19 protein-coding genes are annotated in these 24,080 nt (G+C 49.8%); 13 read left to right on the top strand and 6 right to left on the bottom strand.

Annotation, left to right across the window (positions count from 1 at the left end):
• Positions 1-14: 14 nt before the first annotated feature.
• Together HWY38_RS06010 and HWY38_RS06005 are read right to left on the bottom strand one after the other, a co-directional pair.
• Positions 15-1,244, bottom strand: coding sequence for an MFS transporter (locus HWY38_RS06010; protein WP_224181445.1), 1,230 nt, complete (start codon positions 1,242-1,244; stop codon positions 15-17).
• Positions 1,245-1,361: 117 nt separating this feature from the next.
• Positions 1,362-2,747, bottom strand: coding sequence for an amino acid permease (locus HWY38_RS06005; protein ID WP_044802030.1), 1,386 nt, complete (start codon positions 2,745-2,747; stop codon positions 1,362-1,364).
• A gap of 244 nt (positions 2,748-2,991) precedes the next feature.
• Between HWY38_RS06005 and HWY38_RS06000 the strand changes: the two genes are divergently transcribed.
• The 3 genes from HWY38_RS06000 to HWY38_RS05990 all read left to right on the top strand — a co-directional run bounded on the left by HWY38_RS06000 (position 2,992) and on the right by HWY38_RS05990 (position 6,347).
• Positions 2,992-4,449: an aldehyde dehydrogenase family protein gene (locus tag HWY38_RS06000; RefSeq protein ID WP_038457244.1), complete on the top strand. Its 1,458-nt coding sequence runs from the start codon at positions 2,992-2,994 to the stop codon at positions 4,447-4,449.
• 15 nt (positions 4,450-4,464) lie between these two features.
• Positions 4,465-5,319: a methyl-accepting chemotaxis protein gene (locus HWY38_RS05995; protein ID WP_007609984.1), complete on the top strand. Its 855-nt coding sequence runs from the start codon at positions 4,465-4,467 to the stop codon at positions 5,317-5,319.
• Positions 5,320-5,447: 128 nt separating this feature from the next.
• Positions 5,448-6,347: an SDR family oxidoreductase gene (locus HWY38_RS05990; protein WP_224181444.1), complete on the top strand. Its 900-nt coding sequence runs from the start codon at positions 5,448-5,450 to the stop codon at positions 6,345-6,347.
• A 46-nt stretch (positions 6,348-6,393) separates the two neighbouring features.
• On the opposite strand, the gene HWY38_RS05985 is transcribed toward HWY38_RS05990, so the two are convergent.
• Entirely contained in the window at positions 6,394-7,461 is a 1,068-nt protein-coding gene (locus tag HWY38_RS05985) for a glycosyltransferase family 2 protein (protein ID WP_224181443.1), read from the bottom strand.
• Positions 7,462-7,619: 158 nt separating this feature from the next.
• Here HWY38_RS05985 and HWY38_RS05980 point away from each other — a divergent pair, with 158 nt between their 5' ends.
• The 3 genes from HWY38_RS05980 to HWY38_RS05970 all read left to right on the top strand — a co-directional run bounded on the left by HWY38_RS05980 (position 7,620) and on the right by HWY38_RS05970 (position 11,370).
• Entirely contained in the window at positions 7,620-9,509 is a 1,890-nt protein-coding gene (locus tag HWY38_RS05980; protein ID WP_224181442.1) for an ABC-F family ATP-binding cassette domain-containing protein, read from the top strand.
• Positions 9,510-9,699: 190 nt separating this feature from the next.
• Positions 9,700-10,122, top strand: coding sequence for a MerR family transcriptional regulator (locus HWY38_RS05975; protein ID WP_032872453.1), 423 nt, complete (start codon positions 9,700-9,702; stop codon positions 10,120-10,122).
• Between the two features lie 63 nt (positions 10,123-10,185).
• Positions 10,186-11,370: an MFS transporter gene (locus HWY38_RS05970; protein WP_224181441.1), complete on the top strand. Its 1,185-nt coding sequence runs from the start codon at positions 10,186-10,188 to the stop codon at positions 11,368-11,370.
• Between the two features lie 43 nt (positions 11,371-11,413).
• Here the strand turns inward: HWY38_RS05970 and HWY38_RS05965 are convergent, their stop codons facing one another.
• Positions 11,414-12,970 carry an ABC-F family ATP-binding cassette domain-containing protein gene (locus HWY38_RS05965; RefSeq protein ID WP_072588884.1) on the bottom strand — a complete coding sequence of 519 codons (1,557 nt, stop codon included), beginning with the start codon at positions 12,968-12,970 and terminating at the stop codon, positions 11,414-11,416.
• 171 nt (positions 12,971-13,141) lie between these two features.
• Between HWY38_RS05965 and HWY38_RS05960 the strand changes: the two genes are divergently transcribed.
• Positions 13,142-14,272 carry a DEAD/DEAH box helicase gene (locus tag HWY38_RS05960; RefSeq protein ID WP_032872449.1) on the top strand — a complete coding sequence of 377 codons (1,131 nt, stop codon included), beginning with the start codon at positions 13,142-13,144 and terminating at the stop codon, positions 14,270-14,272.
• Between the two features lie 71 nt (positions 14,273-14,343).
• The gene (locus HWY38_RS05955; RefSeq protein ID WP_224181440.1) at positions 14,344-14,790 is read left to right on the top strand and encodes a GNAT family N-acetyltransferase; all 447 of its coding nucleotides are present in this window, start codon (positions 14,344-14,346) and stop codon (positions 14,788-14,790) included.
• 53 nt (positions 14,791-14,843) lie between these two features.
• On the opposite strand, the gene HWY38_RS05950 is transcribed toward HWY38_RS05955, so the two are convergent.
• Both HWY38_RS05950 and HWY38_RS05945 read right to left on the bottom strand, forming a co-directional pair.
• Positions 14,844-15,863 (bottom strand): NADP-dependent oxidoreductase, encoded by a 1,020-nt coding sequence (locus HWY38_RS05950; RefSeq protein ID WP_224181439.1) that lies wholly within the window; start codon positions 15,861-15,863, stop codon positions 14,844-14,846.
• Positions 15,864-15,991: 128 nt separating this feature from the next.
• On the bottom strand, positions 15,992-16,342 hold the full coding sequence (locus HWY38_RS05945; RefSeq protein WP_224181438.1) for a DUF3212 family protein: 351 nt from the start codon (positions 16,340-16,342) through the stop codon (positions 15,992-15,994).
• A gap of 191 nt (positions 16,343-16,533) precedes the next feature.
• Between HWY38_RS05945 and HWY38_RS05940 the strand changes: the two genes are divergently transcribed.
• From HWY38_RS05940 to HWY38_RS19240, 5 genes are all read left to right on the top strand, one after another.
• A complete protein-coding gene (locus HWY38_RS05940) occupies positions 16,534-16,881 on the top strand; it encodes a general stress protein (protein ID WP_003155650.1) in 348 nt (115 codons plus the stop codon).
• A 164-nt stretch (positions 16,882-17,045) separates the two neighbouring features.
• Positions 17,046-18,311, top strand: a complete 1,266-nt coding sequence (locus tag HWY38_RS05935; protein WP_224181437.1) for a polysaccharide lyase family 1 protein — start codon at positions 17,046-17,048, stop codon at positions 18,309-18,311.
• Between the two features lie 124 nt (positions 18,312-18,435).
• Entirely contained in the window at positions 18,436-19,872 is a 1,437-nt protein-coding gene (locus HWY38_RS05930; RefSeq protein ID WP_007408966.1) for an anion permease, read from the top strand.
• A gap of 105 nt (positions 19,873-19,977) precedes the next feature.
• The gene (locus HWY38_RS05925) at positions 19,978-20,676 is read left to right on the top strand and encodes a hypothetical protein (protein WP_224181436.1); all 699 of its coding nucleotides are present in this window, start codon (positions 19,978-19,980) and stop codon (positions 20,674-20,676) included.
• Positions 20,677-20,790: 114 nt separating this feature from the next.
• On the top strand, positions 20,791-24,080 hold a 3,290-nt coding region (locus HWY38_RS19240), incomplete at its 3' end, for an NTTRR-F1 domain (RefSeq protein WP_411908466.1).

Raw genomic sequence — 24,080 nt, 5'->3', positions numbered from 1 at the left:
GGCAGGGATTATTTTTATGAATGCCATTCTTTTAATGTTTTGTCACTCGGCAGGACAAAGGCGAGCAGACCTAAAACGGGCAGAAAGGCGACGGCAGTCATGGTCGGCGTCAATCCCGCTGAATCAATAAGAGCTCCGAGCGCAACCGCTCCGATCGCGCCCATTCCGAAGGCGAGCCCGACCGTAAGCCCTGACATCGTTCCGATTTTGCCGGGAACAAGCTCCTGCGCGTAGACGACCGTCACGGAGAAGCTGGACATCAGAACAACGCCGATCAGCGCCAGTACGCCATAGGCGATGACAGGTCCCGCAAACGGAAGGAAAATCGTCAAGGGAGCCGATGCCGTCATGGAAACGATGATGACGTTCCGCTTTCCGAAACGGTCTGCAAGCGGCCCGCCGAGAAACGTTCCGACAGCTCCGAAAAATAAAAAGACGAAGATGTAGCTCTGTGCCTGCTGAATGCTGACATGATAGGCATTCATCACATAGAACGTATAAAAGTTGCCGATCGCGCTCACATACCAGGAGCGCGCGAAAATTAAGAAGATAATCATGATAAGTGCAAGAATAATCGGTTTTGTAATCACGGTCTGCACAGCGGCGGCCGGTGATTTTTTACTTGCGGCGCGCAAATGAATAAGGCGGCCTTTATACCATTTGGCGATATAAATGAGAAACAGCACAGCGATTGCGGCGACTAGCGTAAACCAGACAGAGCCGAATTGACCGAGCGGAACGAGAATCAGCGCGGTAATCAAGGGCGCCATCGCCTGGCCGGTATTCCCTCCGACTTGGTAAATCGATTGCGCCAATCCGCGCTTTTCGCCGGCGGCCATGTAAGCGACACGCGATCCTTCAGGATGAAAGACGGCGGAGCCAAGGCCGATAAAAAAGACACAGCATAAAATCGTCAGAAAAGACGGGGCGAACGCGAGACCTAAAATGCCGAGCATGCTTGCGGTGAGTCCGAGCGGCAAAGCATACGGCATCGGGCGTTTATCCGTATACCAGCCGATGACGGGCTGCATCACGGAAGACACCATATTCAGCGTAAAGGCGATCATTCCGAGCTGCGTAAATGTAAGATTCATGGAACGTTCCAAAATCGGAAACATCGCCGGAATCACCGCTTGCAGTGAATCGTTCAGCAGATGACAAATCCCGATAATGAACAAAATAGAATACATGGTTGTCTCGGGACGATGGACAGGTTTTTCTTTAAGCGGGGCGGCAATGGCCAAAGTGATTCTCCTCCTTTTTATGTAAACGAAGCATACACCATATTATTCATAAGGTGAATGAATTATCAAGTGCAAAAAAGGCTCTTCTTTCTCAAACAGAAAAAAGAGCCTCCCTTTTTATTTATTTAACAAACTGTGTTTTCTCGAATACATCATATAAACGACGATCCCGGCGGCGATCCAGATGACAAAGGCGAGCCATGTCACGCCCGGCAGGCTGCTTGCGAGATACACGCATAAGCATGCGCTGATGATCGGCACAACAGGCACGAAAGGAACACGGAAGGAAGATTTGATCTCCGGATGTTTCTTTCTTAAAACGATGACGGCGATCGCAATGACCGTAAAGGCCGCCAAGGTTCCCATATTGACGAGATGCGCCAAGGTTCCCAGATCAATAAAACCCGCGATCCCGGCGGCAACGATCCCCGTCACCCATGTGTTTTGAAACGGTGTTTTAAAACGCGGGTGAACCTTGGAAAACATGCGTGGCAAAAGGCCGTCTCTGCTCATCGCAAATGTAAGGCGCACCTGAGCGTAAAGCAGAGCGAGCATCACTGTTGTAATCCCGATAATCGCGCCGACGGAAATAATGCCTGCTATCTTGTTCTGGCCGACAAATTGGAGCGCGAAAGATACCGGATCTCCGACGTTCAGCTTGGTGTACGAAAGCATTCCCGTCAGGACGAGCGATACCGTAATGTAAAGGATGGTGCAGATGGCGAGCGCGCCGATGATTCCGACCGGCATTGATTTCTGCGGGTTTTTCACTTCTTCCGACGCGTTTGACACGGCATCAAATCCGAGATACGCGAAGAAAACGGTCGCGGCGCTCGTGATGACGCCTTTCATTCCGAACGGCATAAACGGCGACCAGTTTTCCGGTTTCACGTAGCCGAAACCGACGATGATAAACAGCAGAATGATCGCAATTTTCATCAATACAATGACATTGTTAAAGCGAGTGCTTTCTTTCACGCCCCTTGAAACAATCGCGGTGATGACCAAAATAATGATAACGGCCGGCAGGTTGAACACGGCACCCGTTTTGCTGCCGGGTGCGGCGGTCAGCGCCTCCGGAAGATGCAGCCCGAAGCCTGCAAGAAGCGACTGGAAATAGGATGACCAGCCGGTTGCGACGGCGGCGAGCGCGATGACATATTCAAGCATTAAGTCCCATCCGATTAAAAACGCGAGACACTCCCCGAGAGTGACATATGAATACGTATATACGCTGCCTGAAATCGGAATCGATGAAGAAAATTCCGCATAACAAAACGCGGCGAGCGCGCAGGCAAGGCCCGCGAGCACAAACGACAGAATCAAAGCCGGTCCTGCGCCTGTCGCAGCCACAGTCCCGGTAATCACAAAAATCCCAGTGCCGACAACACAGCCGATTCCGAGCAAAACCAAGTCAAAAGCGCTTAACGAGCGGGACAGGCTGGTCTGTTTGCTCTGGGCCTTTAAGTCAGCCAGCGGCTTTTTCCGAAATAGTAAAGACATATGGGTCCTCCTGAAAATTCATAATATTCTTATCATTATATACACTGACGTTTGTATTATATTGTCGAAATTTCTCGCAGTCAATTAAAGAATTTTCCACTTTAAAAGGACAAAGCTAAAAAGCGTCGATGCACGGAAGGAACGGGAATTTTATTGTGAAATAGTTCAATTTTCTCACCTTAAGACCGATACAAAAGATGACTCATCAACTAATTTCAAGTTTCGGTGAAAGGGAGATGTTTACATGTTTCAATATGAAGAACTAAATAAGCAGTTTATCGGCGGCCGATGGAGGGATGGAAGCAGCCGGAACGTATTGGAAAACAGAAATCCTTATACTCAAAAAGTCATCACCTCATTCCAAAAAGCGACGTCTGATGACGTGGATGCGGCATATCGCGCCGCGGCTCTTGCGAAACAAGAATGGGACAAAGTAAACCCTTTTAAAAAGCGGGCCATTTTGGAAAACGCCGTTTCTTTCATTGAAGAGCACGAAGAAGCGATTATTTACTTAATCATGGAGGAGCTTGGCGGAACACGGCTGAAGGCTGAGTTTGAAATCGGACTTGTCAAAAATATGATAAAAGAAGCCGCAACATTTCCGGTGCGGATGGAAGGAAAAATTCTCCCGTCCACGATTGACGGAAAAGAAAACAGACTGTACAGAATACCCGCCGGAGTCGTGGGGGTGATCAGCCCGTTTAATTTCCCATTTTTCCTTTCGATGAAATCTGTTGCGCCGGCACTCGGCGCGGGGAACGGCGTCGTGCTGAAGCCTCATGAAGAAACACCGATCTGCGGCGGAACGCTTATCGCGAAAATTTTTGAAGCGGCCGGCGTACCGGACGGGCTGCTCAATGTTATCGTGACGGATATCGGGGAGATCGGCGACAGCTTTGTTGAGCATCCCGTGCCGCGGATTATCTCATTTACAGGCTCAACCGGAGTGGGCAGCTATATCGGACAGCTTGCGGTCAAACACTTTAAAAAACCGCTGTTGGAGCTTGGCGGAAACAGCGCGCTGATCGTGCTTGAGGATGCTGATCTTGAATACGCCGTCAATGCGGCCGTATTCAGCCGGTTTACGCATCAAGGCCAGATCTGTATGTCGGCGAACCGCGTGCTCGTTCACACATCTGTATATGACAAATTTACAGAGCTTTACGAAGCGAAAGTGTCATCGCTGAAAGTCGGCGATCCGATGGACCCTGATACGGTTATCGGTCCTTTAATCAATGAGAGGCAGGCGGAAGGTCTGAGACGGTCTGTCGAAAAAGCGATAGAAGAGGGAGCGGTTCCGGTGCTGTCCGGCCGATTCAGCGGAACGGTCGCTGAGCCCGTCATTTTAAAAGATGTGAAACCTGAGATGAGCATCGCGAAGGAGGAGCTGTTCGGACCGGCCGTCTGCATCATGCCGTTTGAAACGGAGGATGAAGCGGTAAGCATAGCAAACGCGACACCGTTCGGTTTAAGCGGAGCCGTGCATACGGCAAACGTTGAGCGCGGCGTTGAGTTTGCCAAGCGGATCGAAACCGGCATGATTCACGTCAACGATACGACCATTAATGATGAACCGAACGTCGCGTTCGGCGGCGAGAAACAATCAGGTCTCGGCAGGCTGAACGGCGAATGGAGCCTTGAAGAATTCACCACGCTGAAATGGATTTCGGTTCAGCATGAAAAACGGCAATTCCCATATTAAGAAGGAGTGAAAGAAATGAGTATACAGACGGAGCAGCAAACGCACAGCCTGCTTGACGCCTTTGTCAAAGTTGCGCCTTTTTTAAACAGCCTGATCCAAGATGACATCACCATCGGAATTTATGATACAGAAAAATTAATCGTGAATATCCCGGCTAAAACGTTTTCTCTTAATGTAAAGCCGGGAGACCCGCTGCAAAAAGGGGATATCATTACAGACGCGATCCGCATGAATCAGAAGAAGACAAGCATGGTGCCGAAAGAGCTGTTCGGATTTCCGCTGATCGCCAGAGCGATTCCGCTTCACGATGAAAACGGAAAAGTCATCGGCGGCGTCGGCCTCGGCACCAGCCTTGAAAAATCAGCCAAGCTTCACGATGTCGCTGAAAGCCTGTCCGCCGTCGTGGAACAGACCGCTTCGGCCATCGCGGATATCTCAGAATCCATCAGCGGTTTCTCAGCACAGATGACCGGGATTTCCACTCAGGCGAAACAAGTCAGTGAAAGCGCGGGAGAAATCGCCGACATTTCCGTCACTGTCAAGGGCATCTCGGATCAAAGCAATCTGCTCGGTTTGAATGCGGCCATTGAAGCCGCGAGAGCAGGAGAATCCGGCAAGGGCTTTTCCGTGGTGGCGGATGAGATCCGCAAGCTTGCCACTCATTCAAAAGACAATGTCGGCCAAATTGATCAGATTACGAAAAAAATCCACAGCCTGCTGAAAGGGCTGGAGGACTCTATTGAATCCATCAACCAGAACACAAACGGCCAAGCGGCGGCGGTTGAACAAATTTCTGCCACGATGCAGGAAATTTCGGGAAGCGCCCAGCATTTAGCGAAAATGGCTGAAAACGTACTCGGAGAGTCATAAAAAAAGGGAGCTTACGGGCTCCTTTTTTGTTTTCCCTTTATCAATCGGAAACTGCACTTACACGTTTGATCCATCATGCTCAGGGGTACACATACGAATACATCACCAATGATAAAGGGGAGTCTTGTATGTCTGATGCAAATCTGCACAACCCGCTGACGAAATATGATCATGATGAATTTCCAAAACAATATCAAGAACCGCCCGGTTTGCAAAAAGAGATGAAGCCTTTGCCGGACTGCGGTGAAACGAGCTATAAAGGAGCCGGCAAGCTGAAGGGAAGAAAAGCCCTCGTCACCGGCGGCGATTCAGGTATCGGCCGGGCCGCCGCGATTGCTTATGCCCGGGAAGGGGCGGATGTGGCGATTAACTATCTGCCTGAGGAACAGCCGGATGCCGAAGAAGTGAAAGCGTTAATTGAAAAAGAGGGAAGAAAAGCCGTTCTGCTGCCGGGAGATTTAAGCGATGAAGCGTTTTGCGGAGAATTGGCGGAAAAAGCGTATCAAGAGCTTGGCGGTCTTGACACGCTCGCTCTTGTCGCCGGCAAACAGCAGGCAGTGGATGATATCAGCGATCTTGCCACAGAACAAATCTATCAAACATTTGAAGTCAACGTATTCTCGCTGTATTGGCTCGTCAAAGCCGCGCTTCCGTATCTGCCGGTAGGCGCGTCTATTATCACGACAACGTCCGTAGAAGGGTATAATCCAAGCCCGATGCTGTTGGATTATGCCGCGACGAAACATGCCATTATCGGTTTTACCGTCGGCTTAGGAAAGCAGCTGGCGAATAAAGGAATCAGAGTCAACTCGGTAGCGCCGGGGCCGATCTGGACGCCGCTGCAGATTTCGGGAGGACAGCCAGGTGAAAACATTCCGAAATTCGGCAAGGAAACACCGGCCGTTCCATTAAAGCGCGCCGGACAGCCGGCGGAGCTTGCAGGGATTTATGTCTTTTTGGCCTCAGAAGAATCGAGCTATGTGACATCCCAGATTTACAGTGTAAGCGGAGGAATTCCGACAGCGTAATCAATAAGGAGCTGCCCTACATACGGGGGCAGCTCTTTTTTTGATGTTATGTGCCGAGCACGTTTTGATTATACAGGACACTCGGATGTGATGGATGATAGGAGGCAGCTTTGTCGTTATGAATCTTCGCTTTTTCTCTGTCGCCGAGCTGCCAGTGGCAGACGCAGAGCTGCAGATGGGGATACCAGGTGGAATATTCGAGCTGGGTAAAGCCTGCATCACTGCTTTTGGCGGATAGGGCGAGCTCATACCAAAATACGCCCTGCTGGTATTGCCGTTTCTCCGCAAAATAGTCGCCGAGCCTGCAGCAGAACTCCGGCCGCGGACAATCGATCAGAAATGATTTTAAGAGAGACGTCATGGCGGCCTCTTCATGGCCGACCGCCCTGTAGCAATCGGATAGATATTGGCACGTTCTGATCTCGTCTTCGATCCAGCACTGTTTTGTGGAAAGAAAATGGTGATAATACGTGATGGCGCGCTGATACTGGCCGTGATCCTTTAATTCATTCGCGAAGTAAAACAAATCGCGCGGTGTCATCGTTTCACTGTTTTCCGCCATTTTCTCATAAATCTTCAAGTTGCGGTCTGAGGGAGGCGAGTGCTTTTTCTCGGATTTCCGGTGTGTGACGGCAATATCGGTTTCTATGATGTTTCCGTATACTTCAAGATACTCATGCACGGCTCCGATCCAGCGGAACCCTTTTTCACGTTTGACGAGTCGGTTGCGGCGGTATCTGAAGCTGACCTCTCCCCGAGCATCAAAGCCGACGTGATAATACATGGATACCGCGTCCACCTCTTTTGAAAGCGAAGCCTTCAGTTCAATCAGCTTTTCACGGTCCTTTTCCGTCAGGATATCGTCGGCGTCCAGCCACAGAATATAATCCATTTCCGCTTTCGAAAACACAAAATTACGGGCGGCCGCAAAGTGATCGATCCATTCAAAATCATAAATCTTATCCGTATAACGGGCCGCGATTTCTTTCGTCCGGTCGGTCGAGCCCGTATCAGCAATCACAATTTCATCCGCAATGTCTTTGACGGAATCAAGACAGCCCGAAAGCACTTCCTCTTCATTTTTCACGATAACGCACAAACTGACGCTGATCATGTCATCACCTCTTCCCCTCCAGTGTATAAAAGGAGAGGCGGAAACATTCTTCGGACAAAATGATCTCTTCCAAGAAATTTGTCTGTCCTTTTACTAGTTTTATTCCAGCGCCTGATTTAAAATGAACACATGAACTTACGTGAGGATTGATAGGGACCATGAGCATCATAAAAGCGGAAAACCTTTATAAAACATACGGAGATAAGACATTATTCGACCATATCTCCTTTCATATTGAAGAGAATGAAAGAATCGGTTTAATCGGCCCGAACGGAACGGGGAAGTCTACGCTTCTGAAAACCATTGCCGGCCTTGAATCAACGGAGGAAGGCGAGATTACGGCTTCAGGAAGCGTGCATATTGAGTTTTTGCATCAGGACCCTGAGCTTCCGGCCGGACAAACCGTACTTGAGCATATTTATTCCGGCGGATCAGCCGTCATGAGAACGATGAGAGAGTACGAAAAAGCGCTTCAGGCGCTGAATGAAGAACCGGAAAATGACCAGCGCCAGAAACAGCTGCTTGATGCGCAGGCCCGAATGGACGCGAATGATGCGTGGGAGGCGAATACGTTAGCCAAAACGGTTTTAACCAAACTTGGCGTCACCGATCTGATGAAGGATGTCAGTGAGCTGTCCGGCGGCCAGAGAAAGCGCGTCGCGATTGCGAAAAACGTCATCCAGCCGGCTGACCTGCTCATTTTGGATGAACCGACAAACCACTTGGACAATGAAACGATTGAATGGCTGGAAGGCTACTTATCGCAATATCCGGGCGCCGTTATGCTTGTCACGCACGACAGATATTTTCTGAACAGGGTGACGAACAGAATTTACGAGCTTGAGAGAGGCAGCCTTTATACGTATAAAGGAAACTATGAAGTATTCTTGGAAAAACGGGCCGAACGGGAAGCGCTGGCGGAGCAGAAAGAAACAAAACGTCAAAACCTCCTGCGCCGCGAATTGGCGTGGCTCAGAAGAGGGGCGAAAGCGCGCTCGACGAAACAAAAAGCGAGAGTGGACAGAGCGGAGGCGCTCAAGGAGCAAAAAGGGCCGGCAGTCTCCGGAGCACTCGATTTCGCGATCGGCTCACACCGTCTCGGAAAACAGGTGATCGAAGCCGATAACGTGACCATTACCTATAACGGCCAAGCGCTGATCAGCCGGTTTAATGAGCTTGTCATCCCGGGGGAAAGAATCGGCATCATCGGGCCGAACGGAATCGGAAAAACGACACTTTTAAACAGCCTCGCCGGCAGAATTCAGCCTGACAGCGGCAATATCACCATCGGGCAGACGGTCCGGATCGGCTACTACACCCAGGACCACAGCGAAATGAACGGCGATATGAAAGTCATTGAATATATAAAAGAGACGGCTGAAATCGTCAAAACGGCGGAAGGCGATGTCATCACCGCGGAACAAATGCTTGAGCGTTTTCTGTTCCCGCGTCCGATGCAGCAGACATATATCAGAAAGCTGTCGGGCGGGGAAAAGCGCCGTCTGTACTTGCTGAATGTACTGATGCAGGAACCGAATGTGCTGTTTTTAGATGAGCCGACCAATGATCTGGACACGGAAACATTAAGCGTGCTCGAAGATTATATCGAACAGTTCCCAGGTGTCGTCATCACCGTATCCCATGACCGCTATTTCCTTGACCGCGTCATTGACCGCCTGATCGTATTTGAAGGACAAGGTGTCATTTCCCGTTTCCAAGGTTCGTACAGTGAATACATGGAACACGCAAAAGCGAAGAAGACGGCGGTAAAACAGCCGGCCGAAGAGAAAAAGGCGGAAGAAGAGCCGAAGAAAAAGCGCAAAAAGCTTTCATATAAGGATCAGATCGAATGGGACGGCATCGAAGACAAAATCGCCGGCCTTGAAGAAAAGCATCAGCGTCTGGAAGCGGAAATCGCTGAAGCGGGAAGTGATTTCGGAAAGATTCAAGAACTGATGGCCGAACAGGCAAAAACGGCTGAAGAGCTTGAAGCGGCGATGGAGCGCTGGACCGAATTGTCACTGATGATTGAAGAACTTGAGAATTAAGAAAAGCCGGTACGGCCCCCGAGAAGATGGCGGGTCATACCGGCTTTTTATATCTTGCACAGATGTTTCCCGGCGATTTAAAGACAAACGTTTTGTCCAAACCAAGTTTATCAGGCATAAAAAGTTTACGTTTACGTTAAGGTTCAAATGGTGTATAATAGAAACAGATACGACAAGAGGGGGATTCACCTTGGAATGGATGAAGATTGATCAAGTTGCCAAGCGAAGCGGATTGACAAAACGAACCATTCGTTTTTACGAGGAGATTGGTTTGATTCCTGCTCCTAAACGGACAGAAGGCGGCGTCCGGCTTTACTCTGAAGATGATATGGAGGAGCTCGAAAAAGTAACCAGCACAAAAGAAGTGCTCGGTTTTTCCCTTCAGGAGCTTCAGCAGTTTATGGAGATGAGCCGTCAGCTGGAATTAAACAAAGAGGGGTACTTGTTGTCACTGGATCCGAAGGAACGGAAAGAAAAGCTGGAAGAGATTCAGCACGCTTTGAACCACCAGCTTGAGATGATTGATGAGAAGATCAGCACATTTCAGCATTTTAAAACGCGCCTTAACGGAATGAAAGAAAAAGCTGAACGCGCCATTCAATCAATCGAATGATTTTGCTGTAAACGCTATGTATATAGCGTTTCTTTTAATGGATGAAACAGGAGGTCTGGTCAAATGGATACATCATCACAACAGAAAACAGGCTTATTCAGCCAGCCGAAAGCCGTTTGGGCGGTTGCGTTTGCCTGTGTTATTTCCTTTATGGGAATCGGTCTTGTCGATCCGATTCTTCCGGCGATCGCCGCACAATTACATGCTTCACCTAGTGAAGTATCTCTGTTATTTACAAGTTATTTGCTCGTTACCGGTTTTATGATGTTTTTCTCCGGCGCGATTTCAAGCCGGATCGGCGCAAAATGGACGCTGCTTCTCGGACTTATTTTTATCATCGTGTTTGCCGCCCTTGGCGGAAGCTCAAGTTCAATCGCTCAGCTTGTCGGCTATCGCGGCGGCTGGGGGCTTGGGAATGCTCTCTTTATTTCAACCGCGCTTGCCGTCATTGTCGGGGTATCTGTCGGCGGCAGCGCCAAAGCCATTATTCTGTATGAGGCCGCACTCGGCTTGGGGATTTCCGTCGGGCCGCTTGCCGGCGGAGAGCTTGGCAGCATTTCATGGCGCGCTCCGTTCTTCGGAGTGTCTGTCCTCATGTTCATAGCGCTATGCGCGATTTCACTCATGCTGCCGAAGCTGCCGAAACCGGCGAAACGCGTCGGTGTGTTTGATGCGATGAAGGCGCTCAAATATAAAGGTCTTTTGACAATGGCAGTATCTGCATTCTTATACAACTTTGGATTTTTTATTTTGCTTGCTTATTCTCCGTTCGTGCTGGATTTAGATGAACACGGCCTTGGATACGTCTTCTTCGGCTGGGGGTTATTGCTGGCAATTACGTCAGTCTTTACGGCGCCGCTCTTGCACAAAGCGCTGGGAACAGTGCGTTCGCTCGTCGTTCTCTTTATCGCCTTTGCGGTCATTCTCATCGTCATGGGGATCTGGACTGACCATCAGACGTTGATCATTACGTGTATCGTTGTCGCCGGTGCTGTTCTCGGTATGGTGAATACGATCATGACAACCGCTGTGATGGGTTCTGCGCCGGTTGAACGTTCAATCGCGTCTTCAGCCTACAGCTCAGTCCGTTTTATCGGCGGTGCGCTCGCTCCGTGGATTGCGGGAATGCTGTCAGAACACTTCACCGCAAGCACTCCATATACAGTAGGCGGGATCGTCGTTTTTGCCGGCATGCTTGTCCTTCTCATGGGACGCAAACATCTCGCGGGAATAAAAGCCGGACATTAAGAAAAAAAGGAACTTCCGCACAGGCGGGAGTTCCTTTTTGTGTTTACAGCACTTTCGTCGTCCAAGATTCACAATTCCATGTTTCCGTCGCGATATCCATGTAGAACTCGGGTTCGTGGGAAATCAGCAGAATGGAGCCTTTGTATTCTTTCAGCGCGCGTTTCAGCTCTTCTTTCGCATCGACATCCAGGTGGTTTGTCGGTTCGTCAAGCACGAGCAGGTTTGTTTCTGAATTGATCAGCTTGCACAGTCTGACCTTCGCTTTTTCTCCTCCGCTGAGAACGGAGACGCGGCTTTCAATGTGTTTGGTCGTCAGGCCGCATTTGGCGAGGGCGGCGCGGATTTCGTACTGGGTAAAGGAAGGAAATTCGCTCCACACTTCTTCGATGCACGTATTGTTATTGGTTTCTTTCACTTCCTGCTCGAAATAGCCCGTGTATTGATGCTCGCCCCGTTCCACTGTGCCTTCCAGCGGCTGGATTTCACCGAGCAGGCTTTTTAACAGCGTCGTCTTCCCGATGCCGTTTGCGCCGTACAGGGCGACTTTCTGTCCGCGCTCCATTCTGAGATTGAGCGGGCGTGACAGCGGAGTATCGTAGCCGATGACTAAGTCCTTCGTTTCAAAAATGAGCTTGCCTGACGTTCTCGCAGGCTTGAAATGGAATTCCGGTTTCGGTTTTTCGGCCGCCAGTTCGATCATATCCATCTTATCAAGCTTTTTCTGGCGGGACATCGCCATATTTCTCGTGCTGACGCGAGCTTTGTTGCGGGCGACGAAATCTTTCAGCTCAGCCACTTCCTGCTGCTGTTTTTTATAGGCGGCTTCGAGCTGCTGTTTTTTCACTTCGTATACTTCCATAAACTGATGGTAGTCGCCGACATAACGCGTCAGCTCCTGATTTTCCACATGATAAATCAAATTGATCACGCTGTTTAAAAACGGAATGTCGTGAGAAATTAAGATGAACGCATTTTCATATTCCTGCAAATAGCGTTTCAGCCATTCAATATGCTGTTCATCAAGGTAGTTGGTCGGTTCGTCCAACAGAAGGATTTCCGGTTTTTCCAAAAGCAGTTTGGCGAGCAGCACTTTCGTCCGCTGTCCGCCGCTTAAATCTGTGACGTCGCGGTCAAGTCCGACATCCTGCAGGCCGAGGCCGCGGGCGATTTCTTCAACTTTGCTGTCAATCACGTAGAAATCATTGTTTGTCAGGGCGTCTTGAATGACACCGACATCTTCAAGCAGCTGCTCAAGCTCATCAGGGTCTGCTTCGCCCATTTTGTTGTAAATCTCATTCATTTCCTCTTCCATTGCAAATAAGTAATGGAACGCATCCTTCAGCACGTCGCGGATCGTTTTTCCTTTTTCAAGCACGGTATGCTGATCGAGGTAGCCGACACGCACGTTTTTCGACCATTCAACTTTACCCTCATCAGGCTCAAGTTTTCCGGTAATAATATTCATAAACGTTGATTTACCTTCGCCGTTTGCTCCGATTAAGCCGACGTGCTCCCCTTTTAAAAGACGGAACGATACATTGTTAAAAAGCGCACGGTCACCGAAGCCGTGGCTTAAATCTTTTACGGATAAAATACTCATCATTACACCTCTATCGTTATCAGACACGCTTTATTTATCATGTGTCTTTCTCATTTATGATTATAAAGGAGGAGACCGTTTGTTAAAAGGCTTGGAAGGAAAAAGAAAATTGCGTTTGGCGCGTGCATTTGAGATACTATGGAGTAGATTTTAAGAATTGAGGAGAACGACATGACCCAAACATGGCCATTTTTACAGCATACACAACCATTTATCGCCGAAAACTGGGAGGCCTCAGGTTTTCAGGAGCCGACCGTCATTCAGGAAAAAGCCGCTCAGGTGATTATGGAAGGGAAAGACGTCATTGCCGAATCCCCGACGGGAACGGGAAAAACATTGGCGTACACGCTTCCGGTTCTGGAGCGGATCAACCCGGAACAGAAACATCCGCAAGTGATCATTTTAGCGCCGTCCCGCGAGCTTGTGATGCAGATTTTTCAAGTGATTCAGGATTGGAAAAAAGGCTCTGATCTTCGCGCTTTGTCTTTGATCGGCGGGGCAAACGTGAAAAAGCAGGTGGAGAAGCTAAAAAATAAACCGCATATCATTGCGGGCACACCGGGCAGGGTGCTCGAATTGATTCAGGCGAAAAAGCTGAAAATGCATGAAGTCAAGACGATCGTTCTTGATGAAGCGGATCAGCTCGTGACAAAGGAACACCGCGAAACGATGAAAAAAATCATTAAAACGACGCTGAAAGACCGACAGCTTTTAAGCTTTTCCGCTACGCTGCAGCCGGAAACAGAACAGGTGCTGAATACCATCGCGCACGAACCGGCCGTTTTGAAAGTGGAGCGGAATACGGCGGAAAAAGCGCGCGTCACACATCAATATCTCGTCTGTGATCAGCGGGATAAAGTGAAGCTTTTGCAAAAACTGTCACGGCTGAACGGCATGCAGGCGCTCGTGTTCGTCAGAGATATCGGAAATTTAAGCGTTTATGCGGAAAAACTTGCCTATCATCACGTGGACCTCGGCATCCTGCACGGAGAAGCGAAAAAAATGGAGCGGGCAAAGATATTATCAGCGTTTGAACGGGGAGAATTTCCGCTTCTTCTGGCGACTGACATTGCGGCGCGCGGACTCGATATCGATGATCTTCCATATGTCATTCACGCGGACATACCGAATGAAGACGGATATATCCACAGATCCGGCCGGACGGGGCGGGCCGGTAAAGAAGGAACCGTACTCAGCCTTGTCACGCCGATGGAAGAATCCAAACTGAAAAAAATGGCCAAATCACTCGGAATTGAGCTGAAAGAGGCCGTTTATTCAGGCGGAAAATTATCTGAGAAATAAGAAACGGAGGGCGGGAAGCCCTTCTTTTTTTATTGTAAAATAATAGAAAAGATTCAGGCGGGGGCGGGAAGATGGGTTCAATAGACAGATTTCAAATATTGAAGGAACCTGAGCTGAAAATACTTGAACACTGGTTTAAGAACGATAATATCAGACGGAGAATGGATGCGATGCTGCCATTAGACGCGTGGTATGCACGATTGAGTAAAGATGAAGACGATACTGTCATTATGGCATATGACGGGCAGCTTCCGGCAGGCATGGTCTCTATAGAGTTTGTGGAGGAGCGGGCGTATATCGGATTGATCGTCAATCCTTTGTACCAGCTTCAAGGGTACGGAAAACAGATCTTGCAAAAACTGCTGACTGATCCTGGGTTTACCGGCGTGCGGGAATGGGCGGCAAGCATCGAAAAAGACAATCAAATCAGTTTAGCCTGCTTTCAAGCAGCGGGATTCACTTTGGAAGATATGGAGCCGGATGAAGACGGCTTTCTTACTTTGATTCTTCGCGGCTGATCCCAAATAAACAGAAAAGGAGGGGACAAAGCCCTCCTTTTTTTATCATCATGTTAACTTAGATCACTGACTTTGATGATCTGTTTGCCTTTATTTTCTCCTTTAAACAGGCCGAGGAACGCGTCAGGAATATTGTTGAATCCTTCCGTAATCGTTTCTTCATAATGAAGCTTTCCGTCCTTAAGCCATTCGGCCAATTGTTTCGCACCTTCGGAAAAGCGGTCAGCATAATCACTGACGATGAATCCCTGCATCAGCGCTTTTGTTTTGATCAGCTTCGGCTGGACGCGGGGGCCCATGTCTTCTTCTTCACTTTCGGTATTGTACGATGAGATCGCTCCGCATACCGGAATGCGGGCGAATTCATTCAGCAGGTTTATCACCGCATCTGAAATCGGTCCGCCGACATTGTCAAAATAGACATCGACGCCGTCAGGACATGCCTGTTCCAGCGCTTTTTGAATATTATCCGCCGTTTTGTAATTAATGGCTTCATCAAATTGAAGCTCCTCTTTCAAATACGCGATTTTTTCATCAGATCCGGCGATACCGACAACCCGTGCGCCTTTGATTTTGGCAATCTGTCCGACTGTTGAGCCGACGGCGCCCGCCGCGCCTGAAACGACGACGGTTTCGCCTTTTTTCGGACGGCCGATATCGAGCAGCCCGAAGTAAGCGGTCAGTCCGGTCATCCCTAAAATGCCGAGATACGCCTGGGCGGGTGCGATATCCGTATCCAACTTGCGGAGGGCGGACTCATTGACGGCTGAATATTCCTGCCATGCGAGATTTCCGATCACAACATCTCCTTTTTTCAGCTTATCGCCGTCTGTCAGAACCTCGGCAATCACTCCGCCTGTTATGGCTTCATCTAAAGCGAACGGCTCTACATATGATTTTGTATCCTGCATCCGTCCGCGCATGTACGGATCAACGGACACATAACTCGTTTTCACAAGCACTTCGCCGTCTTTCGGTTCGGGAACGGCAATCGTTTCAAAGCGGAAATCGTCATGGGCGGGAACGCCTTTGGGGCGTCTTGCCAATTGAATTTGCTGCTGATTATTCGGCATACTGAATCCTCCTTCAAGATAAGTGGTTGTTCCAAATGTAACACGAACCATTTCCCGATTACAAAATCAAACCGTCAGCGGTCATAAAAAAAGAAGGGCCCAGGGCCCTTCTTTCCTTATATGCATATTTAATAGAATAATCGGTATACATCGGTGTTTTTCTCATGTTCCAAATATTCATAGGCATTCGTTTTTGAAGAATGAAGCATGTCAGCGGTAACGACGGGCTGAAGCGTGGTCAGATAAGAACCCAGCCTATTTTCAATTTCTTTCGGCAGAACGGATTCGATATCACCGATATTGATAATGATAGAGAAAACGAAATCGATATTAATATGAAAAGTATCTTCAGCAAAGGCCGTAAGCTCTTTTATTCCATCCGGGCAGCGGGTATGCCGGCGGAATACCTGCTTCACTAAATCACTGACAACCCAAGCGTTAAATCGCTGTTCCGGTGAAAAGTAATGAATAGGAACCACCTCCCTGCTTGATCGGCTCATGAAGATTTTTATTTTTCTGATAAATGTAGCTTCCTCTACTGTAACATGTCCCGCAAGAAAATATCCACCGACAACCTGCCCGTTTTTTCACGGAACTCTCTTTCTTTTGTTTGATCCTTGATTGAGCGGGTAAACATCAAATATACAAAAACAAAAGGGAGGACTTATCAATGAAACCGGTAGTAAGAGAATATACAAATGATCAAAAACTGATGCAGGACGTAAAAGAGCTTCAGCAGCTGGGTGTTGCAAAAGAGGACGTATATGTGCTTTCACATGATGACGACAGAACGGACCGCCTGGCCGATAATACTGATGTCAATACCATCGGAGCGAAAGAAACGGGCATTAAACACGCGGTCGGCAATATGTTTAATAAAAAAGGCGACGAGCTCCGCAACAAAATTCACGAAATCGGCTTTTCAGAAGAGGAAGCGTCACAATTTGAAAAGCGCTTAGATGAAGGAAAAGTTCTTCTGTTTGTCACGGATAATGAAAAAGTGAAATCATGGGCGTAAGCTGAACAGATCCCAAGGGGTTTTCGGTCCCTTGGGATTTTTTTGCGGTTTCCGCAATAAAACCGAAAAGGCACATTCTGTACATTTTCGGTGCTGGTCCTCAACTGATTTGATACAATTTGGTTGTAATAAATTGGAATTAAAAATCAGGAGGAGCACAATTCATGAAAAAAATGTTATTTATGCTGGCGGTTTGTTTATGTATGATCCCTGCGGACGTCTATGCCGCTGATCTGGGGCGGCAGACGTTAGGAACAAATGACGGCTGGGGAGCCGCTTCCGGCGGGACAACCGGCGGCGCGAAAGCCTCTTCATCGAATGTATACACCGTATCAAACAGACAGCAGCTCGTTTCTGCATTAGGGGGAAGCGCCAACAGCACGCCGAAGATTATTTACATACAAGGCACAATCAATATGAATACGGACGACCGCAATAAAACGCTCGGCTTTAATGATTATAAAGATCCGGCATATGATCTCAACGCCTATCTGAAGGCGTACGACCCGGACAAATGGGGAAAAAAAGCGCCGTCAGGCACCCAGGAAGACGCCAGACAGCGATCGCAAAAAAACCAGAAGGCACGGGTCGTGATTGACATCCCTTCAAATACGACGATCATCGGCTCGGGTTCAAATGCCAAAGTGACAGGCGGAAGTTTTAATATAAAGAACGGTGTCGACAATGTCATCATCCGCAACATTGAATTTCAAGACGCTTACGACTATTTTCCGCAATGGGACCCGACGGACGGCAGCAGCGGCAACTGGAACTCGGAATATGACAATATCACCATTAACGGCGCGACGCACATCTGGATCGATCATTGCACCTTTAATGACGGATCGAATCCCGACAGCGGTTTTCCCTACTATTACGGGAGAAAATTTCAGCACCATGACGGCCAGACGGATATAGCCAACGGGGCGAATTATATTACATTGTCCTATAATAAATATCATGACCATGACAAAGGCTCCGTCATCGGAAACAGCGACAGCAAGACGTCGGATGAGGGAAAACTGAAGGTGACCCTTCACCATAACTATTACCAGAACATCGTCCAGCGCGCGCCGCGGGTCCGGTACGGGCAGGTTCATATTTATAATAATTTTTACGCAGGCTCTAAAAGCGCCGCATACCCGTTCAGCTATGCGTGGGGCGCGGGCCACGCGTCGAAAATATATGCCCAGAATAATGTTTTTGAAGTGCCGGGACTGGCTGCTGATAAAGTCATCAGCGTCTTCAGCGGCGGAAAAGCGCTTCATGAAGACGGCACTCTTTTAAACGGCGCCGCCATTAACGCGTCAGCCGCCAACGGATTAAGTCAGTCCGTCGGCTGGACACCGTCATTGCACGGTTCCATCGGCTCATCATCAAATGTAAAATCAGATGTTATATCTAAAGCCGGGTCGGGCATATTAAAATAATAAACAAGAAGCACAAAGGAAAATATTCCTTTGTGTTTTTTAATTAACAAAAACGTTTATTAACTTAGTTAAGTAGTAAAATGGGATAGGGGATGGAAGACAACAAAATAGGAGGAGACCTGTAATGGCTTCAGAAAAAGACGCAAAAAAACAGCAGGCGGTAAAAATTATTCCTTTGCTTATTACCGTTGCTGTGGGATTAATCATTTGGTTTATTCCCGCGCCGTCCGGACTTGAACCTAAAGCATGGCATTTGTTCGCTATTTTTGTCGCAACAATTATCGGCTTTATCTCCAAGCCCTTGCCAATGGGCGCAATTGCAATTTTTGCATTGGCAGTCACCGCGTTAACGGGAACGCTATCTATTGAAAATACGTTAAGCGGATTTGGAAACAAGACAATCTGGCTGATTGTCATCGCCTTTTTTATTTCCCGGGGATTTATCAAAACCGGGCTCGGCGCCAGGATTTCTTACGTATTCGTACAACGGTTCGGGAAGAAAACACTCGGCCTTTCTTATTCACTGCTTTTCAGTGATTTAATTTTATCACCTGCCATTCCGAGCAACACGGCACGGGCGGGCGGCATTATTTTTCCTATTATCAGATCATTATCCGAAACTTTCGGATCAACGCCGGCAGACGGAACAGAGCGGAAAATCGGCGCTTTCTTATTAAAAACCGGTTTTCAAGGAAACTTGATTACGTCTGCGATGTTTTTGACGGCAATGGCGGCGAACCCGCTGATCGCCAAGCTGGCCCACGATGTCGCAGGGGTGGACATCACATGGACAAGCTGGGCAATCGCGGCCATTGTACCGGGATTGGCGAGCTTAATCATTACGCCGCTCGTCATTTATAAGCTGTATCCGCCGGAAATTAAAGAAACACCGGATGCGGCTAAAATCGCAACAGAAAAATTGAAAGAAATGGGTCCGTTTAAAAAATCCGAACTCTCCATGGTCATCGTCTTTTTATTGGTGCTTGCGCTGTGGATTTTCGGAGGAAGCTTAAATATTGACGCAACGACGACGGCCCTGATCGGATTATCCGTTTTGCTTTTGTCACAGGTATTAACATGGGAGGACATCAAAAAGGAACAAGGTGCATGGGATACGCTGACTTGGTTCGCGGCGCTTGTGATGCTGGCGAATTTCCTGAATGAGCTCGGTATGGTGTCTTGGTTCAGCAATATGATGAAATCTTCTGTTTCCGGTTTTTCATGGATTGTGGCATTTATGATTCTGATTGTCGTGTATTATTACACGCATTACTTCTTTGCGAGCGCAACCGCGCATATCAGCGCCATGTATGCGGCATTTCTCGCCGTCATCGTGGCGGCAGGCGCTCCGCCGCTGTTGGCGGCGCTCAGCCTGGCGTTTTTCAGCAACCTTTTCGGTTCGACGACGCATTACGGCTCAGGAGCGGCTCCGGTCTTTTTCGGAGCGGGCTATATATCGCAAAGCAAATGGTGGTCCATCGGCTTTATCCTGTCAATCGTCCATATTGTGACATGGCTTGTGATCGGCGGATTATGGTGGAAAGTATTAGGGTTATGGTAGAAGAAAAAGGCAGACGCAGGTCTGCCTTTTTTTATTTCTGTAAGGAAGGGGAAAGGCCTGCACATGATGACTCCAGTTCGAATAGAATATGGCCGGGGTGATAATATGAGCAGCGGCCGTAATCAATACATGATATTGAAACAGAAACCTTACAAATATATGAGCAGACATATGAAACGCCGGTATGAACAATTACCATGTGAACTTGAAAGACCGGAAACAGGGACGGAAAAACGGTTCCCGTCTTCAGATGAAAATCGATCTGCCTTGTGCGTACCCGGGCTGCGAGGTCCCGAAGGCAAAAGAGGACCCGCCGGCTCCCGCGGTCCGCAAGGGGAGGCGGGTCCGCCCGGTCCCCCGGGGCCTGAGGGACCGCCGGGAGCGGTTCCTGCGGTAGCTTTTCAAAATACAGCAGACCAGATGATGATTCCGTTAGAAGGAACACCGATAAACGTGTTAAGCGCAGTGATATCCGCACCGACAGATCAATTGGTGAAAACGGATGCCGTCATACAAGTAAACGTGGAATTAGACCCGCTCGCGTCTCATTTCTCATTGGTCTTAGCTGTCGATCTGCAAAGAAATGGCGTATCGATACAAACACAGAGACAAGAGCGGAACCTCTTTTCTTCAGGCGGACAAATCATAGGAATTCCTTTTACGTACATTGACGAAATGAAGGCGGATGAAACAGCCGCGTACCAGCTCTATTTATCCGTCCTTTCTTCGAACTACGTAACACAAGTCGCAGCGGCAAACCGCTCCCTCATTGCGACGGGATTCCCCATTCAAGGATCGGATTAAGGTGATGAAAAGAAATCACCTTTTTTATTTAGGTTGTCAAAACACAGCCCGTATTAATATGCTGTCTTAATAAGTAAGACGGTCAACAACGGGAAGGAGAGGGAAAAAGATTGAATGAATAATCCGATTATAAACGGAAGCTTTGAAACCGGCACATTAGCGGGGTGGAGTTCGGCAAATACCCAGATTAACAGTTTGTTTGCACATTCAGGGAGATATTCTGCGCAATTTATTGGAGCTCAGCCATATGCTTACCTCAGTCAAATCGTTCCAATTTCAGCCAAGTCAGTGACTCTATTCGTATCACTCGCAACGCTCGGAAATGAGCCAAGTCCCCAAGTAACTCTCCAGATCATCTATGTCAGCGCGGCAGGTGAACAAATCAGTTCCATTCAAGAAAATATAACACCCGGAAATTTGCCGAACGTGCTCTTCCACACATGGTCTGAAATCTATAAAACAAGCAGTGTGCCTTCTGGCGCGGCCTCTGCCGTCATTGTATTAAGTAAAGTTTCTACCGGCACGGTTTTAATAGACGATGTTTCATTGGCGCAAACCGGGGGTGAACCTGGCGTAACGGGAATTACAGGTCCCACAGGAGTGACGGGCCCCACAGGAGTAACCGGACCAAGAGGAGCGACCGGAGTAACTGGTGTCACGGGATCAACTGGTTCAACCGGGGCAACAGGAGCGACTGGGTCAACGGGTGCACCCGGGGTTACAGGCCCAACTGGCGCAACAGGTACAACAGGGGCAACAGGAACGACTGGGGTAACCGGAATAACGGGAGCCACCGGAGCAACAGGAGCAATCGGTTCAACTGGCGCCACAGGTCCAACGGGTGCAACCGGGCCAACAGGAGGAACTGGTTCAACCGGAGCCACAGGTACAACCGGCTCGACCGGTCAAACAGGCCCAACTGGTTCAACAGGAGAAACCGGCTCAAAGGGTGCATCCGGGAATACTGGCTCAACAGGGGTAACCGGATCAACTGGAGTGACTGGGTCAACAGGAGCAACAGGTCCAACCGGGGCGACGGGGATAACCGGCTCAACCGGAGTAACAGGGGTGACGGGAGAAACTGGCCCAACCGGAATCACGGGTCCAACAGGAGAAACCGGAGCAACTGGAGTAACTGGGGCAACAGGAGAAACCGGCCCAACAGGAGCAACAGGATCGACAGGACCGACAGGGGCAACGGGTGTAACTGGAGAAATCGGTCCAACCGGAGCGACTGGAGAAACTGGTGCGACTGGCTCAACGGGATCAACTGGAGTAACAGGAGCAACAGGTTCAACCGGAGCAACCGGCCCAACAGGAGCAACAGGATCAACAGGATCGACAGGACCGACAGGGGCAACTGGTGTGACTGGAGAAATCGGTCCAACCGGTCCAACCGGTTCAACTGGCGCGACTGGCGCAACCGGTCCAACCGGAATAACAGGCCCAACGGGATCGACAGGCACAACCGGAATCACGGGTCCAACCGGAGCGACTGGCGCAACTGGGGTCACGGGCTCAACGGGAGAAACCGGCGCAACCGGAGTAACGGGCTCAACAGGATCAACTGGAGTGACTGGGGCAACGGGGATAACCGGAGTAACGGGCTCAACAGGATCAACTGGAGTAACGGGCTCAACCGGAGAAACTGGCGCGACTGGCTCAACGGGATCAACTGGAGTAACAGGAGCAACCGGCCCAACCGGAGAAACTGGCTCGACCGGGGATACCGGAGCTACTGGAGAAACAGGCGCAACCGGAGAAACGGGTCCAACTGGTGTAACGGGATCGACAGGCGCAACCGGAGCAACCGGCCCAACCGGTCCAACGGGAGAGACCGGTCCAACAGGCCCAACCGGTCCAACTGGAGTTACTGGCGCAACCGGAGAAACTGGCTCGACCGGGGAAACCGGCCCAGCAGGAGTAACGGGACCAACCGGCTCGACTGGAGCAACAGGACCGACTGGAGTAACAGGGGCGACTGGAGCAACAGGATCAACTGGAGAAACCGGCTCAACTGGTGCGACGGGATTAACTGGAGAGACCGGTGCAACAGGAGTTACTGGCCCGACTGGGGTCACGGGCTCAACTGGTGTAACTGGTGCAACGGGAGAAACTGGTCCAACGGGATCGGCAGGAGAAACAGGCGCGACTGGCTCAACAGGGCCAACAGGAGTTACTGGCGCAACCGGAGAAACTGGCCCAACAGGAGAAACTGGAGCGACGGGAGTAACCGGATCGACTGGAGCAACGGGAGCAACAGGATCAACTGGAGAAACCGGATCGACTGGAGCAACGGGAGCAACAGGATCAACTGGTCCAACCGGCCCAACAGGGGCAACGGGTGTAACTGGAGAAATCGGCCCAACGGGAGAGACCGGTCCAACCGGATCAACAGGAATAACAGGGGCAACGGGTCCAATAGGATCAACAGGAGTGACTGGAGCAACCGGTCCAACTGGAGTTACTGGGGCAACCGGAGAAACAGGCTCGACCGGGGATACCGGAGCTACTGGATCAACCGGCCCAACCGGCGCAACGGGGGTAACTGGAGAAGCCGGTCCAACCGGAATGACTGGAGTAACAGGCCCAACCGGCTCGACTGGTGTAACCGGTTCAACGGGAGAAACAGGCGCAACCGGTGTAACTGGAGAAACTGGCGCAACAGGGGTAACAGGTTCAACCGGCGCAACTGGTCCAACTGGTGTAACTGGCATAACCGGAGTAACAGGCCCAACCGGCTTGACTGGAGCAACTGGAGTAACAGGGCCAACAGGCTCAACAGGCTCAACAGGCTCAACCGGAGTAACAGGAATAACGGGCCCAACAGGATCGACAGGCCCAACGGGCTTGACTGGAGCAACTGGAGTAACAGGAGTAACAGGAGCAACTGGAGTAACAGGAGCAACCGGAGTAACAGGAGAAACCGGCCCAACTGGCATAACCGGAGTAACAGGGGCAACAGGAGTAACTGGCCCGACTGGGGTCACGGGCTCAACTGGTGTAACTGGTTCAGCCGGAGAAACTGGTCCAACCGGAATCATGGGTCCAACAGGAGAAACCGGAGCAACAGGAGTAACCGGGGCAACCGGAGCCATGGGAGCAACCGGAGCAACAGGAGTAACTGGGGCAACAGGAGTAACCGGAGCAACAGGAGAAACCGGCCCAACCGGCGCAACCGGTATAACTGGAGAAATGGGCCCAACGGGAGCGACCGGAATAACGGGCTCAACCGGATCAACAGGCGCAACTGGTGTAACCGGAATAACCGGCCCAACCGGTTCAACGGGTGTGACTGGCGCAACCGGTCCAACCGGAATAACAGGCCCAACGGGATCGACAGGCACAACTGGAATCACGGGTCCAACCGGAGCGACTGGCGCAACTGGGGTCACGGGCTCAAC

Source organism: Bacillus sp. KS1, from assembly GCF_020075515.1.
Taxonomy (GTDB): domain Bacteria; phylum Bacillota; class Bacilli; order Bacillales; family Bacillaceae; genus Bacillus; species Bacillus velezensis.
Note: the sequence above shows the minus strand (reverse complement) of the source record. Positions and strands in the feature narration are given on the sequence as shown.

What these genes read in the sequence shown, in the direction of transcription:
- HWY38_RS06000 (WP_038457244.1), top strand. Translation starts at nt 2,992, where the DNA reads ATGTTTCAATATGAAGAACTAAATAAGCAGTTTATCGGCGGCCGATGG.
- HWY38_RS05995 (WP_007609984.1), top strand. Translation starts at nt 4,465, where the DNA reads ATGAGTATACAGACGGAGCAGCAAACGCACAGCCTGCTTGACGCCTTT.
- HWY38_RS05960 (WP_032872449.1), top strand. Translation starts at nt 13,142, where the DNA reads ATGACCCAAACATGGCCATTTTTACAGCATACACAACCATTTATCGCC.
- HWY38_RS05980 (WP_224181442.1), top strand. Translation starts at nt 7,620, where the DNA reads ATGAGCATCATAAAAGCGGAAAACCTTTATAAAACATACGGAGATAAG.
- HWY38_RS05970 (WP_224181441.1), top strand. Translation starts at nt 10,186, where the DNA reads ATGGATACATCATCACAACAGAAAACAGGCTTATTCAGCCAGCCGAAA.
- HWY38_RS05940 (WP_003155650.1), top strand. Translation starts at nt 16,534, where the DNA reads ATGAAACCGGTAGTAAGAGAATATACAAATGATCAAAAACTGATGCAG.
- HWY38_RS06005 (WP_044802030.1), bottom strand. Translation starts at nt 2,747, where the DNA reads ATGTCTTTACTATTTCGGAAAAAGCCGCTGGCTGACTTAAAGGCCCAG.
- HWY38_RS05985 (WP_224181443.1), bottom strand. Translation starts at nt 7,461, where the DNA reads ATGATCAGCGTCAGTTTGTGCGTTATCGTGAAAAATGAAGAGGAAGTG.
- HWY38_RS05965 (WP_072588884.1), bottom strand. Translation starts at nt 12,970, where the DNA reads ATGAGTATTTTATCCGTAAAAGATTTAAGCCACGGCTTCGGTGACCGT.
- HWY38_RS05990 (WP_224181444.1), top strand. Translation starts at nt 5,448, where the DNA reads ATGTCTGATGCAAATCTGCACAACCCGCTGACGAAATATGATCATGAT.
- HWY38_RS05930 (WP_007408966.1), top strand. Translation starts at nt 18,436, where the DNA reads ATGGCTTCAGAAAAAGACGCAAAAAAACAGCAGGCGGTAAAAATTATT.
- HWY38_RS05950 (WP_224181439.1), bottom strand. Translation starts at nt 15,863, where the DNA reads ATGCCGAATAATCAGCAGCAAATTCAATTGGCAAGACGCCCCAAAGGC.
- HWY38_RS05935 (WP_224181437.1), top strand. Translation starts at nt 17,046, where the DNA reads ATGAAAAAAATGTTATTTATGCTGGCGGTTTGTTTATGTATGATCCCT.
- HWY38_RS05925 (WP_224181436.1), top strand. Translation starts at nt 19,978, where the DNA reads ATGAGCAGCGGCCGTAATCAATACATGATATTGAAACAGAAACCTTAC.
- HWY38_RS05955 (WP_224181440.1), top strand. Translation starts at nt 14,344, where the DNA reads ATGGGTTCAATAGACAGATTTCAAATATTGAAGGAACCTGAGCTGAAA.